Genomic DNA, 16,651 nt, shown 5'->3' on the forward strand with positions numbered 1-16,651 from the left:
ATAGTCTGGCCTTTGTCGATAAACCTTTGAGCTTCGTGAGAGCACTGTTTCGGTGACTCAATGAATGCATTCACATACGGAGCATGAGAACGAGGAAAAACTTAATTACGAATTACGAATTACGAATTACAAATTATTTTAAAAGTGATCGCTTATCGCTTATCGTTATTTTGATTTTTAATGACCCTACCAGGACTGATAAAAGAAATTCCTTGTTGAAAGTCAGTACCAATCATGACTGCTTCCACTATCGGTTCGGATATTTCTGTTTGGGCTACCCACTCGACAATAAAGTTTGCACCTAAACCTCCAGTGGTGTCATTTCTATTTATAAAAAAATCTGTAGAAGCTAGGGCATCAAGTTGAATAGGGCGCTCCAAATATTGTTTAACTAGTTTCCCTTCTGAGTTATAGTAGCGCACAGAAGTAATAACGATCGCATTAGTCAAATCTGTATTCCGAATACTTAACGTAACTGCTAACTCGAAAATCTCCTGCCGATTGTGATGATAGATATGAGAGTAGACAGGAACATAAACAGTTTGACCGCTTGCTATCTTAAAATTCTTATCCACCGTCACGATTTTTTGCAATGGGGTTGCTGTAATGGCATCGGGTTGTGACTTTGGTGGAATTTTAGCTGATTGACAAGATGCAAGAAAAATAACAGCGATCGCTAAATAAATATATCGATACAGTTTCATCAAAACTATTTACACCATTTTTTTATATGTGTAGCTAAGGGACTTCCAGAGAATAAATTATCCAATTTACTCAGATCATATTTTTCTTTTTCCTCCTGCCCCCTGCTTTCTGCCCCCTGCCCATACCACGATAGGATATTTTTTTAGTTGGAAGTCCCTTAGCTAGAAACTACGCTCAACATTTTTGTTCAATAAAATCAATAACTTGATGTAAACATCCTGGTTTAGTCACAATCAGCACAGTTGAATGAGGTTCCAGTATTGTACTACTGTTAGGAATCATCAAATCTTCGTGGGGATGGGGTTGATAGCCAATAATTAGTGAACCACTAGGAAATTGGGAATCCTGAGCAATTTCGGCAACGCTACGACCAGCAACATAGCAATTGTTGGGAATAGAAAGTTTCAGAACCTCAATCTGTCCCTGCTCAAAATGCATCATTGATTCCACTTGCGGATATTCAATGGCATTCACCATTGTTGAAACTGATAGTTCAACTGTACTGATAATATGGTTAGCTCCAGCAATACGTGACACCGTAGTGTTTTGCAAGAGTTACTCTATCCGCAACAAATGATTGCAGTATTACAGCAACAATCTCAAAGTCTCAAAAAGCCACCCATAAGTTTTTTTGAGTTTTTAGAATTACTTAGTAGAGAAGTACTAAAGTTTACAAATAATATTAAATCTCAAACTTGATAGCTTAACGTTGACCACTAATGTTACATCTAGTATCGTTGAGCGGGGAAAAACTAACGTGAAAGCACAGGTATTTAGAGGCGTTAATCAACTCTCTTACGAAGAAATCCCAGTTCCAACCGTGGAACCAGATGAAGTATTGGTACAGGTGCGGGTTGTAGGGTTGTGTCAGTCAGATATTAAAAAAATTCGTTATCCACTCTATGAACCACCGCGCATTTTTGGGCATGAAACTGCTGGCACGATCGCAGCAATAGGCAATAATGTCAAAAGTTGGCAAGTTGGACAACGGGTAGCAGTGATGCACCACATCCCCTGTATGCGTTGCGTCTACTGCCTAAATGATAATTTCTCTATGTGCGATGTCTACAAAAACATCTCCACTACCGCAGGCTTTAACGCCAGTGGTGGCGGTTTTGCCGATTATGTCAAAGTTCCTGGACATATTGTGGAAAATGGTGGGTTGATTTCCATCCCGGATAATATTAGTTTTGAAGAAGCCAGTTTTGTAGAACCAACTAACTGCTGCTTGAAAGCGGTGAAAAAAGCTCAAATTGCCCCAGGACAAACTGTATTAGTTACTGGTGCTGGGCCAATTGGCTTAATGTTTATCATGTTGGTGAAGTATTTCGGAGCAAAAGCGATCGCTACCGATTTACTACCCTCTAGAGTTGAAAAAGCTTTGAGTGTCGGTGCAGAGGCGGCTTTTGATGCTCGCGATCCCGATTTAACAGCAAAAATCCATGCCCTAACTGGTGGACTGGGTGTTGATATTACTCTGCTGGCTGTTCCTAGCGAAAAAGCTTTCTTTCAAGCACTTGATAGTACTCGCAAAGGCGGTAAAATCTTATTTTTCGCTGAATTTCCTGATGAGGTGGAAATTCCCATTAACCCCAATATTCTCTACCGTCGGGAAATTGACTTGATAGGAAGTTATAGCTCATCTTATCGGCTTCAGAGTTTATCAGCCGATATTGTATTTAATCAGCGAATTGATGTAAAAGCGTTAATTAGCGATCGCTATCCATTAAAAGATTTATCAGCAGCTGTTGAGCAAGCGATCGCACCTACACCGGATACTTATAAAATCTTAATTTATCCGTAAAAGGAAATGAGGGGAATAAGGAAGCAATTTTTCTCCCTCATTTTCCTCATCTCCCGATACGGTTCGGGTTCGGTTAAGGTAAGAGACGCGATAAATCACCGTCTCTACAAAGGACTGATTATTGTAAAGACGGCGATTCATCGCGTCTTTGCGATCTAGAGCTTGTCATCAAAAAACCTTGTCCGAACCGTATTGCCTCATCTCCCTCATCTTCCTAAAATGCTTATTACCCTACTTTTCGTAGCTCTACTAGCTTTCTACGTCGCCTGGAATCTCGGAGCAAATGATGTCGCTAACGCGATGGGAACCTCTGTAGGCTCCAAAGCTGTTACCCTCAAACAAGCACTGATAATTGCTGGGGTTTTAGAGTTTACGGGTGCTGTGTTGTTTGGACATGAGGTAACGGAAACCCTAGCAACAAAAATTGCGAATCCTGCTTTATTCGCAGCTACACCCCAAATATTCGTAACTGGGATGATAACGGTACTAATATCCTGTGGTGTGTGGTTGCAAATTGCCACATCACGCGGTTTACCAGTGTCATCTTCTCATGCAGTTGTTGGTGCGATCGCTGGATTTAGTTGGGTAGCTTTAGGAGTAGGTGCAATTGATTGGTCATCAATTCGCTTGATTACCATTGGCTGGGTTTTAACGCCATTAATTAGTGGTGCGATCGCTGCTTTATTTTACAGTCTAATAAAGCACTGGATTTTAGATCAACCCAATCAAGTAGTCCAGTTACAAGAATGGATTCCCTGGTTGAGTACTGCACTGCTAGGTGTATTCGGCGTAATTGTATTACCATCGCTCACAGAACCGCTAACCAATTTTGTAATTGAGCTTGGTTTCAACATCCCCCCTTACGACATCCCTCTGTTAACCGGTGCAGTAGCAGCAGTTGGACTGACAATCATTAGTTGGCGACAATTAGGAGATTTAGGGAAAACAGAAGAGTCTATTCAATCCCCAGTCCCCAATCCCCAGTCCCCAATCCCTAATCCCATAGAAAGATTATTCGCTCGATTTCAACTACTAAGTGCTTGCTTTGTCGCCTTTGCTCACGGTTCTAATGATGTGGGAAATGCGATCGCTCCTTTAGCTGCGATCGTCTATATCAATCGCACTGGTAGCGTACCGACAGATGGGATCACCATCCCCATTTGGATTTTAATCCTTGGTGGTGCTGGTATTGTTGGTGGTTTAGCTGTCTGGGGTAAAAAAGTCATCGCCACTATTGGCGAAAACATTATTGCCTTACAACCTAGTAGTGGATTTTGTGCTGAACTTGCTACTGCTACAACCATCCTCATCGCCTCCCGGCTAGGTTTACCAGCCTCCACCTCCCACGCTCTCGTTGGCGGTGTAGTTGGTATTGGACTAGTGCAAAATCTCAAGTCGATTAAGTTTCAAACGCTAAAAGGCATTGCCGCCGCATGGGTAATTACAATCCCCGCGAGTGCTGTCCTTAGCGCTGCCATCTTTAGCATTGCCCGGATTTTATTTCTCTAAATAATTATTAATATTTTCCTAGGTTTTTCATCTACTGTATCTACTCAAAGTAGAACCTAAACTGCAACAACTCAAAAAAAGCGGGTTTTTGCAGAACTGCTGCTCATTCATTAGAATGTTGTGCAGGGGATAGCGTAACTTTGAATTTCCACAGAAAGATACTTTAATCTCCATTTAGAGATATAAACTGTCACACCAGTTACATTCCACACGAATTTACAGTTAATTTCGCAAGTCAAGAAGAGGAAAAGGGGCAGGGAGCAGGGAGCAGGGGGAAATCCCCATACATAATAAATAAATTTATTTGCTCTCAAACCCTTGTGGCAGGGGGGAAGATACTAGGATTCCCCGTGCGCTCCGCCTCCTGCTCCCCTACCTCTTCAGTCAGACAAGTTTGTGGCAATGATGCACCCATCTGCAAGTCTTTGACAATTACTATTGGTAGCAAAACAATAAATGTTTATTTGGAGTGAGATTTATTTAAAAGTAAAAATCTCATAGCAAATAGGTTGATGTAAATTAAACTGACCAAAACAAAAAAGGTTTGAGTTGAAGCGACTTACAGCCATACGGATAATCCAAAATCCAAAACCGAATGACAAAATACTTGTCAATCCTGAAGAAAACACTGTGTATTCAGCAGTAAGGTAAATTTGATGCTTTGCCAAGTTGTGCTCAGTATGACAGAATTACGTTGAAATGCGGAAGTGCTGTTAAAATTTTTAATTTATCTGACAAAATACATGAAATTACTATGAGCGCCAATAAAGTGTACCGGAAGCAGCTTTATCGTCAAGGTGTTAGAGGTTAGAAGCTAATGGGGCGATTCGAGAAGCAACCAGAAAATCCGAGAGTCAGAGGCGAGCTATCCAGAGCAGCAGAAAATGCTCTGTGGGCTGTAGTTGAAGATTTAGAAAATCTTCAGCAAAATGTCCTCAGAGGATTGCAGGAAGACGTAAAGCGACTTCAGTCAGAAAAAAACCGATTATCTGATGATATTCAAAGCTTGCTAGAAGAAAAAGAGCATTTACAACAAGTGCGCCAAATTACTGAGCAGCAAGCATTAATTCGGCAACTGGCAGAAGTTCTGGCAAAGCATATATCTTCACAACTGCAATCCTCTCTGGCAACTTTAGCTAACCAAACTATAGAGGGCAAGTCTTACGATCAAGCTGCGCTTAAGTCGGCTGAAGTAAGCAGTAATGTAGTAGGTGAAATCAATGAAAAAGTCGAACACATGTTTGACAGCTTGGATGACACCGTTACTATTACCTTTAACTCGCTGCAACAGGAGCTGAAGAACTATCAAAGTAATCTTTCCCAACAGTTGTCACGGATGTACAGCCAGCAGCAGCAAGGGGAAACGATTTTGGCGGAGTTTGTTAATCGCCTGCATGGAGAACTAGACAAAACTATTGAAGTTGCTTCACGCAAACCAGCGACAGCAGGTATACCTACTGTTTTGCAGTTTACCGAGCCAGAAAAAAACAGTTCTTTTGAGACATCCTCGCCACAGGTTGGCGAAGTAGTAAGAAATTCCTCAGAGCCAATTTCCCCGATCGCTAATAAATTTTCACCAAGCGAAACGACATCAGAGCCAACTGTTATTAGAGAAAACGGCGCAAACCCAATTTCTATCCCCAGCAAAGACTTATCCCAAAAAGAAACAATATCACAGCCGCCGGTTCTTAGAGAAAACGTCGCTAACTTAATTTCTATCACCAGTAAAGACTCGTCCTCAAAGGAAACGACATCAGAGCCGACTGTTGTTAGAGAAAATGCCGCGAACCCAATTTCTGTCCCCAGCCAAGACTCGTCCCAAACAGAAACGACATCAGAGCCGACTGTTGTTAGAGAAAACGCCGCAAACCTAATTTCTGTCCCCAGCCAAGACTTGTCCCAAACGGAAACTAAATCAGAATCGAATGCGGTTGTAGTTCCGCCACCAAAAGAAAACGCTTCTGAACCAATTTCTGTCCTCAATAAGGACTTATCAGAAAACGAAACGACATTACAGCCTCCTACTGTATCTGTGCCACAGCCGGAAGCAACACAACCTTTACGAAGGAGAAACGCTGCTGAATCAATTTCTCTCCTCCGCAGGAACGTATCGCAGAGCAAAGCTCAATCCTCACCGATCGCTCCGCTAGAGCCGAAGCCAGAAGCAAAACCGCCACAATCGCGATCGCGCAATTCCTCTGGTTTATCGTCGATCCAAATCGGTTTATTGTTGATTGTTTTATCGGCAGTTCTATCGTCGCTTTATAACGTAGCCATTAGAGTTATTTTCCACGAAGGTTCCCAGATTTTTGGAGTATTAGACGTAGAGCGCTTGCTGCCGCCGACTTTGGGCAATACTCTATTAATTTTGACCCTACGATTTATGGTAGTAGTACCACTAATGGTATTGTTGTCGCCGATACTGCATCCAACACTGTGGCAAGACTTAGAAAACTTGGCTGGCTCAGTTAGAGGAAATCCTACAGCTGCTAATACAGCTACCAAGCAGATTTTGCTGTTGTCAGTTGTGAGTGGCTGTTTTCTGTTTTTGTCTCAGCTTCTCATATACATTGCGATCGCTCAAGTCACAACCGGAATGGCGATCGCACTGTTCTTTATCTATCCGATGGTTAGTGGTTTATTGTCGTGGTTTCTGTTTCGCGATCGCCCTACCATATTTCGCATCAGTGCGATCGCTGCAATTTGCTGCGGTGAATTGTTAGTTTTAGGAGGTTCTCCCAACCCAGGTATAGGTAATACTTCAATGGGAAGCAGCGCCGCTATTCTTTCCGGCGTGGCTTTTGCAGCCTACATAATTCTGACGCGGGTTTGTGCTAGCAAACTGCATCCCGTGACTTTTACTTTGATTAACTTCGCCACCATGTTGCTGTTGAGCTTTATCTGCTTGATGCTACCTTTACCGAGCGATTGGAACTTAGTAGTTGATACCTCTAAGATGTTGGAACTGGTTTTAAGTGCATTTATTTTGGGTGTGTTAACTCTTGCCGGCTATTTGCTGAATAATGTTGGTATTAGTAAACTAGGTGGTTCGCGATCGGCACTCATCGGTGCTACTATCCCAGTTTTAACCGTGATTTTCGCTGGGCTAATCATTCAAGAAAATTTGGATATTGTGCAAATTCTGGGAGTGTTGTTAGTAACCTTTGGCGCGGCTGCTTTCAGCTTAGAAACAATGCGAAATCAGGTTAAACCCTCTAATCCCACCAATTAAATGACGACTTCAATCCGTTTAGGTGTGGTGGGAGGTATAGCTCCCATCACTCCCAGCACCAAGCCTGACGCGAATACGCCTAGTTGCAACTTCTCTAAATCATCTGAACAAACAACATCCCCGGTTTCTCACAGAAGCCGGGGATCTAAATTTTTACGAATAATTTACGACTACTGTAAGTAAGTCGGTGAGACTAATTCAAATTACTATTAACTGATGTAATGTAAAAAATATTGAAATTAGTTTGTAGTGAGCGGCTCCAGCCGCTCTCTACGAAACACTACGCAAACACTACATTATTTACGCCACCCTACTTATAGATGGAGATAGCACTTAATAGATGAGTCAACAGTAATTAGAATAACTTGACTTGTAATATATTTTTAGGGATTTAGCCTGATACAGATAGGTAAACACGTATATGTAAGCAGTATGAGTAGTACTGACTCAAGCAATTTGGCACGAGTACTTGCTCACAAAGAAGATTGACAAGGAGTTAAGACCATTACAGCATGTTTTGGAACTAGGAGATGAAGTAGCAGAAGTATTTAGAGTAACCCGGTTTTTAAGCATGGTAGACTCAGTAAGTGGGTAAGAATAAAATGAACTATGTTACGTAATGTAAATTTCATCAAATTGGCTTGTATTAGACCTTCAGCCCTTAAAATAGGGTTAGAGCGGCTTACTACAAACCTTTAATTATTCACGCCAACTTAACTTATTGTGTTTGATGAGATGGTATCTTTATTTATGTTGGTCTGCACTAGCCAATTTGGTCTGCGTAGGCGTAGCCCGCCGCAGGTATCGCCCAGATGCCTAGAGAAAGAAGCTTATATCGTAGCTTGCTGCGGATTCTCTTCTTTTTATTTACGCAATTCAACCTTCTCAAATATATAAAACAGTGAGGGAAAAATATACTTAAAAGTAGCCAATGAATTAGTTAAATCATGAAAATTTAAAATTCTTTCATGAAAAAAATATCTAAATAATCATAAAATTCACTATGTTTTATTTATTTGGATTTGATTAATAACTAATTATTCGGCTATTAGCATAATCAAAAAAGTGTAATAACTATGCAATTAATTCAGAGTCAATCAAGGCTTTCTGTGTAAAATTATCAACACAAAAAGTTGATTGCGAATCGTATTTAATCGGAAGAAAACAATGTCATCAAACCTTGATTTAGGAATAATAAAAATGTATTGAAATAGACGTTATTTATAAACTTTAAAACACATAAATTTGTTACAAAGTGAAAAAAGAATGATATGATAAAAAACGAGAATTGAAAAAACAACAGGTATTTGGGAAATTGGAATTAATTGCTCTACTTGATGTCTACTATCTTCCCTCAAGCCAACGGCTTATAGTGGCGAGATATCACTGGAGGTTGTGAACAAGATGATAGTTTGCAACGAGCCGTGTGGCTTAACCTCTGAATGTTTCTACATCTGGGAAGCGATTTATTTCTAGACCAGTCCCAATTATTTCTAGTCATTTGTGTGCTAAAAATAATTATCTAAAGCTGAATAAAAACCATCTTTTTCGAGTAACAGATATCCCAGATGAACCGCGCAAACTAGTTTTTACTCCGAGTCGGCATAGTGCCATAATTAAGGTGTAAATAGCTTGACGTTGTTGCTCTAGAAAGATAGAAAAAAACCTCAGAGAAGTTAGAGGCTTTATAGATTACTTGCAACACAGTTGACTTTTGGGACAAAAACGGTCTTCAAGCTGAACTTGGTAATGTTTGTAATTTTCTGGTCAGATGCTCCAGACAGTTATAGTAACCACCACTAAATCTGCCTTAATACCAGAAAATATACGAAAATGGTAGTTTGGGCTACCACGGATTTCATAGTTATCGCATACTAATATAGTCTGAAGTGAAAACATTGCCTTCAGCCAGGTGTATACTACCTATTTTCAATCCATTAAAAATTGTGTAAACGTGCTATTCAATTGTCTGTAATATGAGTAACGACATAGATCTGATCAAACGTCTTGACCCCAGTGCGATGGATCAGATCATGCTTTATCTGGCTTTTAGTGCCATGCGGACGAGTGGGCACAGGCATGGGGCATTTTTAGACGCAGCCGCAACAGCAGCAAAATGTGCAATTTACATGACCTATCTAGAGCAGGGGCAAAACCTGCGGATGACAGGGCATTTGCACCACCTAGAGCCGAAACGGGTAAAAATTATTGTAGAAGAAGTCAGACAGGCTCTAACAGAAGGCAAACTATTAAAGATGCTGGGTTCTCAGGAACCACGCTATTTAATTCAATTGCCTTATGTCTGGCTAGAAAAGTATCCTTGGCAACCGGGGCGATCGCGTGTTCCTGGTACCAGTCTGACAAGTGAAGAAAAAAGACAAATTGAGCAAAAACTGCCCAGTAATCTACCTGACGCTCAGTTAGTTAGCTCTTTTGAGTTTCTGGATTTGATTGAGTTTTTACATAAGCGATCGCAAGAAGACTTGCCACCTGAACACCAAATGCCTTTGAGTGAAGCCTTGGGTGAGCATATCAAGCGCCGTCTGCTCTACTCAGGAACGGTAACACGCATTGATTCTCCTTGGGGAATGCCCTTCTATGCTCTTACCCGTCCTTTTTATGCCCCAGCAGACGATCAAGAACGCACTTACATCATGGTAGAAGATACCGCTCGGTATTTCCGCATGATGAAAAATTGGGCAGAACGGCGACGAAATGCCATGCGCTTACTGGAAGAACTTGATATCCTCCCGGAAAAAATGGAGCAGGCTATGGAAGAATTGGATGAAGTTATCCGTGCCTGGGCAGATAAATATCACCAAGACGGGGGTATTCCAGTAATTTTACAGACAGTTTTTGGCGAAAGAGAAGACTAGCTCTACACAAAATTCAAAAAGCTTAATTTATAAGCTTTTCACTGATTTTGTCCGTTGCTTAATAGTAGGGAGATGGTTAATCTATTTAGATTGTAACACTGTACTAGCAATAGTAGTACAAAAGTCACAAGCGATTTTGTGACTTTTGTGTTGTAAGTGTTGAGTTTGCATAACTTGCAAGCAAAGGACAATTATACGCCGAAGTCCTGTTCGCCTAGTATATGCAATTTAAATGTGGAACATTACCCATCAATTTAAACGTGACAAATTATTAGGGTGGATATTTTAATATCCACCCTAATAATTAACCTGTATTCTCAGTTAACTACAAAGGATTGTAATTAATTCGTCGTGCTGGGTTGCGTTGGCACAATCGGTTGTGTTGGAATAACCGGTTGTGTTGGAACACTTGGTTGCGTTGGAACACTTGGTTGCGTTGGAACACTCTGTTGCGTTGGAAATGGGGTAGTCTCTAAACTTGGACTTGAACCCGTAGGTATTATAGTTGACGGTGGAGAGGAAGATGAAGCACCGATAACACTATCATCAGCACTGATACAAGTATCTAACGCCTGTGTAGCGGGAAAGTCGATTTGACTACGCAAGCCAACTACACACTGCCCAAAACGTACGGGTAACAAACTACGTCCACAGTAATCTAGAGCTGCCAGATTAACTTCTTCCTTGGTACTTAAGCTGACACCAACTACACAGGTAGCTAACTCCTCAGGACGCCGGGCCCTCCCACAAGAAGAAAGGGCATCTGTCGCAGCAATTTGGGTGTCCTTCTCAATTTTAACTACGCAAGCAGCCAAATCTTTTGGACGTAGTGCTGCTGCACAACCAAGTGAAGCCGCTTCTGCTGTTACACCCACTTTTAGGAGGCGACCTGCACAGACAGTATAATCATTGTTGTAGGAAGCTGCGATCGCTGTATTTGGTAAGATCGCTGCCAAGCATCCAGCTATAGCCACTGGTACTGTTAAAATCCTGGAGGTGGAACTGGCTTGTTTGTTCTTACCTCTATTAACCGCTTTATTGCTCATTGACGTTGCCATTCTCCAAACACCCAAAGTTATGCTAACTCAAATATCTTAAAAATCCTCTGTAATTAAAGAATTTCGGCGGTAGCAAGGTATAGACATAATTAATTATGCCGGAAATTGTGTTAATATAACTGTTTGAAAGATAAGTAGGCAACGTAAAAAGTATTTCAAAGTAAGAATACTACGTAAATCAATCTGATGATTGAGTAGCCTACGAAACTAAATAAACACAAAAAACTTATTGGCAGGAGTACGGCGTGACAGGCCGGAATTCAGGCTTGAAAGCCAGTATGTCGGTTCTGCCGACTTAAAGCAACTGGCATAATTGATGCGTCTACATTGGTAGGATACGTCATACCAAGGTAAGCACCCTCAAAAAACCAGAAATCCTCTGATTAAAAATCAGAGATATGTCAACATAGTATGTCATCATAGTATGTTTGGCTGAATATGTTTGGCTAAAGTTTAAACAGGATTAGATTAAGGAAACTCATGTCCCGATATAGAGGGCCACGCCTCAGAATTGTACGCCGCTTGGGCGATTTACCAGGATTAACTCGTAAAAGCGCCAGACGGGCTTACCCGCCTGGTCAGCATGGTCAGAACCGCAAGAAGCGCTCTGAGTATGCTATCCGTCTAGAAGAAAAGCAAAAGCTCCGCTTCAACTACGGTTTGACTGAAAAGCAATTGCTGCGCTATGTGCGGAAAGCCAGACGTGTTACTGGTTCTACCGGACAAGTGCTGTTGCAATTGCTAGAAATGCGCTTGGATAATACCGTTTTCCGCTTGGGTATAGCCCCGACTATCCCAGCAGCTCGTCAACTGGTAAATCACGGACACGTAACTGTTAACGGTCGCGTGGTTAATATTGCCAGCTACCAATGCCGTCCTGGAGAAGAAATTGCCGTCAGAGATCGGGCACAATCGCGGAAGTTGGTGGAAGCTAACTTGCAATATCCCGGTTTGGCAAATCTCCCCAGTCATTTGGAGTTTGACAAAAATAAGTTGGTTGGTAAAGTCAACGGCGTTGTTGAACGGGAATGGGTGGCACTACAAGTTAACGAACTACTTGTGGTGGAATACTACTCACGACAAGCGTAATAGTCATTGTCATTTGTCCTTAGTTATTTGCAAAGGGCAAGTCCCAAGTGTGAGCAGAAGAAACGAAACCTCTGCTCACACTTTTTAATTTAGAATAATTAATATTAAATTTATAGGACTTACGCAAAAATTGCTAAAAAGCTTAATTTCTCGAACCGCCAAGACGCCAAGAGCGCCGAGAATTCGTAGAGTGTGCGTAAGTCCTAATTTATTTAAACAATACTTCTGGCAATATTGCCAGAAGTATCAATTGAATAATTTTTACTTCTTGTCCTGCAAATATCCAATTATTTTCGGTATTGAATTAAAACCACAATTTTATGGAGAATTATCAGCTTCAGGAAGAACAATTGTAATTCCATATTCAGGAGCTGTTGCTAATATCCGGTCAATGACTTCTTGAGTTATGGGTAAGGGTGGAACTGACGAATTTTCTACTTTAGTTCCGACTTGTGCAAAAAACTTTTCTATTCCACCTGGAGTAGCCCAAATCAGCATTTTGGCTGGTACAGAACCAATATTTTTAAAACTATGGAGTTGGCCTTTGGGAGAATGCAAGAATGTTCCCGGAGTTGCTACAACTGTTTGTTCATCAAGATAAAACTCAATCGAACCCTCTTGAATATAAAATGCTTCATCTTCTCTACTATGAATATGTGGTGGCGGGCCTAATTGGGGTGCAAGTACTACTTCAAACAGTGCATATTTGCCATCTGTTTGTTCGCTCGTAGCTTTAAAGGTGGCTACATCGCCTGCTACTGAATAACTATCACCTTCACCTGGTTGGGCTAATATTCCGTAATTAATTGTCATTTTCAATCATCTCCTGAGTTTTATGACAAACAGATTGCACCGCTTGCACAAATCAGCAAAACACAGCCTAGCTATGATTAAAAAGTCCAGAAATTAAGCTCCAATAAGCTTCCTACGATTGTTGATACGCAAAGGAAGTAGGACACTTACCTTTAATGCTAAAAATGATTCAATTTAAAGCGTTCGCTCAAATTATTTATTATTTTTAATCTTTGCTGACTCAATGGCACTACAATATCTTGGGATAATGGATCGATAACACTATCAGTAGGCAGAGATTTAATAAAAGCTATTACCTCTTTTGTCCAAAGTCCAATTCTAACCGACGTTCCTAGAACTTTGAAGCTCAATTGCTTTGTGGAGCAAATAATTAATGACTTGGAAAACGACATTCCTGTTTATGGTACTGGCAACTCTAGTAGTAATACTTGTGGGTTGGCTAACCTCAATTGGAATATTACCAATTAGTCAAATGATTAACTATAGCGATGTTGGACTGAGATTTATTCGAGTCTGGATATTATTAGCGATCGCTATTGGGCTTATTGTTCCTACAATTACGTTTATTATAGGATTACTATTTGATTTTTGAACGAAATTAAGTATTGTAGAGTGTGTTAGAACGGAGTTCGTAACACACTATGAACACGAGTTTGATGCCGTACTCTCTGTGCTAACACATCCTACGTATATTTTCTCCAAATCAAACCGGATTCCTATATTTGGTTTAAGTATCCTGAAATTCGCAAAATCTTTGGCTTATACTTGCTAGTTCTTATTATCCAAATTGTCACTGAAAAAATAGTCAGTAAAGTTTGGTTCCCAAGCTTAGTGGTAATTATTGGTACACTTTACACTGCATTTCGAGTTTGGCAACTTTGGCACGAGCAGCAATCCATCAAAAGTACTGATTTCATCGAGCAAGGCAACTTTAGAATAATTAGTAGTGTCTTGTGGCTGCTGCTTTTGTTTTGGTCAAGTAATTTAATCATGCTACTGACTCTATCCTGGCCAAGTATTTTGTAGTTTTGCAGCAAATTAGAGATTTTTAGCCTTTGATTCAGTATGACCAATGACCAAAAAGAAAAAGGTAAAAGCCCCGAAATTTATTTATGGGCTTGGTAAATTTTTGACTTTTGACTTTTGACTTTTGACTTTGGAGCGAAGCGACGCGACTATCCGCCAATTTGCGACATCGTGCGGGTGTATATACCCTGATTACCAGAATCGCGCCCTTTAAAGTTAATTTCTGGCTTGATTGCTAGTAAACTACTCACCTGCTCTTGTAATTGAGCAGTGCTAGTGCCAGAACGCAGAGCAGTTTTTAAATCTATTTGACCAGTTTCATTTAATAAACAAGGACGTAGCCAGCCATCAGCACTAAGGCGCATCCGGTTACAACGATCGCAAAAACATTCCGACATTTGACTAATAAATCCCAGTGTCCCCTTCGCACCGGGAATTTGAAAAACATCAGCAGGGCCAGCACCACGAACTTGAGCTTCTGTCAAGCCCCAGCGATCGCGGATAGATTCTCGTAACTCGGCTGAAGATACCCAACCGCGATCGCCAAACAAATGCACATTACCAATGGGCATAAATTCAATAAATCGAACATGCCACTGTTTGTCAATTGTCAGGGCGGCTAAATCGAGAACTTCGTGGTCATTAACACCAGGAATCACCACGACATTCAGCTTCAGGGGATCGAATCCGACCTCATGGGCGGCTTGAATCCCATGCCAAACTTGTTGCCAACGAGAACGCCCCTGATTACCGATAATTTGATCAAAAATGTCGGGATCAAGAGAATCCAGACTAATATTAATTCGTCGCAGCCCTGCATTGTAGAGGTTTTGTGCCATCGGAGCCAGCAAAAAACCGTTGGTGGTCATTGAAATATCTTGAGTTTGGGGGAGACTTGCGATCGCGCTTACTAAATCTACCACGCGCGGACGCAACAAGGGTTCACCCCCAGTCAACCGAAACTGCTTAAAGCCTACTGGAATAAATACCTCTTTAATTAAGGTGAGTAGTTCTTCATCAGTCAACATCTGTTGCTTGAGAATATAATCCAGTTCTACTCCCTCTGGCATACAGTATTGACAACGAAAATTGCAGCGATCGATTAAGCTTATGCGGAGGTAGTCTACCTGATTCATCGTTTTATTTTTATTGTCTCTAATTAATTAAAGACTTTACAAAGTTGGTTTACGGCTTCCTACTATATTTTTTGGTTGTAACTCAAGATACCATGCTCCCCCTTAAGTGAGAGTCCACAGATTGTGGCATAATAAGCCGATCGCATCCACTAGTTAGTCATCAATCGTGCAAGACACCGACTCCATAAACGACCTTGCTGCTGCTTTACTACAGCCAGCAGATATTAGCTTTGAACTGCCCGATCCAGAAGATGAACAGATTCTAGAGTCAGATTTTCAACAGCAGCTAGAAGTAGCGTGGCAAGTATGCGATCGCTTTGATTTGCAAACTGAAATTTGGCGGGGGCGAATTTTACGCGCTATCCGCGACAGAGAGAAAGTTGGTGGTGACGGACGCGGTACTGGCTTTCTGCGATGGTTAAAAGAGCGGGAAATCAGCAAAAGTCAAGCATACTCCTGGATTCAACTGGCCAATAGTGCCGATACTCTCATCGAAGACGGTAAACTTGATCCCGGAACTGTGAACAACTTCAGCAAACGGGCATTTGTTGAAACCTCCAAAGCAGTGCCAGAAGTGCAACAGATGGTGAGTGAAGCCGCCCAAAAAGGCGATCGCATCACTAGGCGAGAAGTGCGTCAACTCAGCGATGAATGGACTGCCATGTCCTCAGATTTATTACCCGAAGCAGTCAAAGAAAAAGCAGCAGATAACACCCTTCCTCCACGCTACATCGCCCCACTGGTGAAGGAAATGGAAAAACTGCCAGAATCGCACCAAAAGTTTATCCAAAAGGAAATTGCTGCTAATCCTGATGTGGATACCCTGAAACAGGTAACTAACGAAGCGCGTAATTTGGCCAAATATCTCAAAGGGGCGGCTCAAGTCCAGGCGCTGACAAAGGAAGATGTTGATATTGAAACAGCCTTAGAAGAAGCGCAAAGAGTCGGCTGTTTGAGCATTGCTGCTGATTTGGTGAATCAAGCATCGCAAATTGAACAAACGATCGCCAAATTGTACATGACTTGGAAACGAATCAGTAATTTAGCAGATCGATTATATGTAGATACTGGTGCAAGTACACCCAACTTGCGATCGCTCCTCACTTGCTTGGAACCTCTGGGTGGTGAAATTATGGAATTGCAACTTAGTGGTGCGACTGAACACACTATACGTCTGCAAATTCAGGAGACGAGTTAAAGCAATTCGCAATTCGCAATTACGTTTTGTGACGGGGATTTAGACCCTGCTATTTCGGCGTACGCATTTGCTATTTCGGCGTACGCATTTGCTATTTCGGCGTACGCATTTGCTATTTCGGCGTACGCATTTGTTATTTCGGCGTACGCATTTGCTATTTCGGCGTACGCATTTGCTATTTCGGCGTACGCATTTGCTATTTCGG

The 16,651-nt window shown here is 41.4% G+C and carries 12 protein-coding genes and 1 pseudogene; 8 read left to right on the forward strand and 5 right to left on the reverse strand.

The window, feature by feature from the left end; translation table 11 throughout:
* Nucleotides 1-152: 152 nt before the first annotated feature.
* A complete protein-coding gene (locus CDC33_RS23340; RefSeq protein ID WP_109010940.1) occupies nucleotides 153-704 on the reverse strand; it encodes a DUF3124 domain-containing protein in 552 nt (183 codons plus the stop codon).
* A 175-nt stretch (nucleotides 705-879) separates the two neighbouring features.
* Nucleotides 880-1,236, reverse strand: a pseudogene (locus CDC33_RS23345) (TrkA C-terminal domain-containing protein); the annotation flags it as partial.
* Nucleotides 1,237-1,278: 42 nt separating this feature from the next.
* On the opposite strand from CDC33_RS23345, the gene CDC33_RS42105 reads away from it, so the two are divergent.
* The 5 genes from CDC33_RS42105 (at nucleotide 1,279) to hetR (ending at nucleotide 10,126) form a co-directional block, all read left to right on the forward strand.
* Nucleotides 1,279-1,404, forward strand: a complete 126-nt coding sequence (locus CDC33_RS42105) for a VapC50 family PIN domain-containing toxin (RefSeq protein WP_501193672.1) — start codon at nucleotides 1,279-1,281, stop codon at nucleotides 1,402-1,404.
* Nucleotides 1,405-1,462: 58 nt separating this feature from the next.
* The gene (locus tag CDC33_RS23355) at nucleotides 1,463-2,509 is read left to right on the forward strand and encodes a zinc-dependent dehydrogenase (RefSeq protein ID WP_109010941.1); all 1,047 of its coding nucleotides are present in this window, start codon (nucleotides 1,463-1,465) and stop codon (nucleotides 2,507-2,509) included.
* 219 nt (nucleotides 2,510-2,728) lie between these two features.
* Complete coding sequence (locus tag CDC33_RS23360; RefSeq protein ID WP_109010942.1) at nucleotides 2,729-4,018, forward strand: inorganic phosphate transporter; 1,290 nt, start codon at nucleotides 2,729-2,731, stop codon at nucleotides 4,016-4,018.
* An 817-nt stretch (nucleotides 4,019-4,835) separates the two neighbouring features.
* Entirely contained in the window at nucleotides 4,836-7,250 is a 2,415-nt protein-coding gene (locus CDC33_RS23365) for an EamA family transporter (protein WP_109010943.1), read from the forward strand.
* 1,976 nt (nucleotides 7,251-9,226) lie between these two features.
* On the forward strand, nucleotides 9,227-10,126 hold the full coding sequence (gene hetR, locus CDC33_RS23370; RefSeq protein ID WP_109010944.1) for a heterocyst differentiation master regulator HetR: 900 nt from the start codon (nucleotides 9,227-9,229) through the stop codon (nucleotides 10,124-10,126).
* Nucleotides 10,127-10,467: 341 nt separating this feature from the next.
* Here hetR and CDC33_RS23375 read toward each other — a convergent pair whose 3' ends face one another.
* Nucleotides 10,468-11,172, reverse strand: a complete 705-nt coding sequence (locus tag CDC33_RS23375; RefSeq protein WP_109010945.1) for a hypothetical protein — start codon at nucleotides 11,170-11,172, stop codon at nucleotides 10,468-10,470.
* A 492-nt stretch (nucleotides 11,173-11,664) separates the two neighbouring features.
* Here CDC33_RS23375 and rpsD point away from each other — a divergent pair, with 492 nt between their 5' ends.
* Nucleotides 11,665-12,273, forward strand: a complete 609-nt coding sequence (rpsD, locus tag CDC33_RS23380; RefSeq protein ID WP_109010946.1) for a 30S ribosomal protein S4 — start codon at nucleotides 11,665-11,667, stop codon at nucleotides 12,271-12,273.
* Nucleotides 12,274-12,591: 318 nt separating this feature from the next.
* On the opposite strand, the gene CDC33_RS23385 is transcribed toward rpsD, so the two are convergent.
* A complete protein-coding gene (locus tag CDC33_RS23385; RefSeq protein WP_109010947.1) occupies nucleotides 12,592-13,086 on the reverse strand; it encodes a quercetin 2,3-dioxygenase in 495 nt (164 codons plus the stop codon).
* A 373-nt stretch (nucleotides 13,087-13,459) separates the two neighbouring features.
* On the opposite strand from CDC33_RS23385, the gene CDC33_RS23390 reads away from it, so the two are divergent.
* A complete protein-coding gene (locus tag CDC33_RS23390) occupies nucleotides 13,460-13,678 on the forward strand; it encodes a hypothetical protein (protein ID WP_109010948.1) in 219 nt (72 codons plus the stop codon).
* 583 nt (nucleotides 13,679-14,261) lie between these two features.
* Here CDC33_RS23390 and moaA read toward each other — a convergent pair.
* The gene (gene moaA, locus CDC33_RS23400) at nucleotides 14,262-15,248 is read right to left on the reverse strand and encodes a GTP 3',8-cyclase MoaA (RefSeq protein ID WP_109010950.1); all 987 of its coding nucleotides are present in this window, start codon (nucleotides 15,246-15,248) and stop codon (nucleotides 14,262-14,264) included.
* A gap of 166 nt (nucleotides 15,249-15,414) precedes the next feature.
* Here moaA and CDC33_RS23405 point away from each other — a divergent pair, with 166 nt between their 5' ends.
* Nucleotides 15,415-16,446, forward strand: coding sequence for a hypothetical protein (locus CDC33_RS23405; protein WP_109010951.1), 1,032 nt, complete (start codon nucleotides 15,415-15,417; stop codon nucleotides 16,444-16,446).
* The last annotated feature ends 205 nt before the right edge of the window (nucleotides 16,447-16,651 follow it).

It is taken from the genome of Nostoc commune NIES-4072 (genome assembly GCF_003113895.1).
GTDB classification, from domain to species: Bacteria; Cyanobacteriota; Cyanobacteriia; order Cyanobacteriales; family Nostocaceae; genus Nostoc; species Nostoc commune.